This is a genomic window from Syntrophomonas sp. UBA5494, from assembly GCF_002426325.1.
Genome location: NZ_DIPG01000121.1, coordinates 7,692 through 8,118, shown reverse-complemented (window position 1 = coordinate 8,118; position 427 = coordinate 7,692). Strand labels below are relative to the sequence as shown.

The 427-nt window shown below is 50.6% G+C and carries 2 pseudogenes; both read left to right on the top strand.

The annotated features are described in order from the left end of the window. Positions 1-234: pseudogene (locus B3W37_RS13255) on the top strand (ABC transporter permease); the annotation flags it as partial. Continuing rightward, positions 231-427: pseudogene (locus tag B3W37_RS13250) on the top strand (hypothetical protein); the annotation flags it as partial. The pseudogenes B3W37_RS13255 and B3W37_RS13250, both read left to right, overlap by 4 nt.

Below are 427 nucleotides of genomic sequence, written 5' to 3'. Positions count from 1 at the left end.
ATGGCTTTCCCTGCCATAGCGGCCATATTGATCGGCGGCAGCACCGGCAAAAAGACCTTTATCTTCGAAGCCGTATTGGGCGCTTATTTGCTGCAGTCCATTTATCTGCTCACCGTGCCCATAGCCAATGCCATATTGGTGCCGGAGCTTACCGAAATTTTGAGGACTATGATTACCTATGGCATAATCCTGTATGCCCTGTTGATAAGAGAAAGACGAGGGGCGAGCCAGTGAGAAAGCGGGAAGGCAGCCCGATATTTAATAGCGAATATGTGGTGCCAATGGTGTTTATCGCGGTTTCATTGTTAGCCTGGCAATTTTCCGGCCTCACCGGCAGTTTTGTCTTCAATCAGGTGCTGAACCGGTTTATCCGCGACGGGATCCTGGTTTTATCACTGATCATTCCGGTGGTGGCCGGCATGGGACT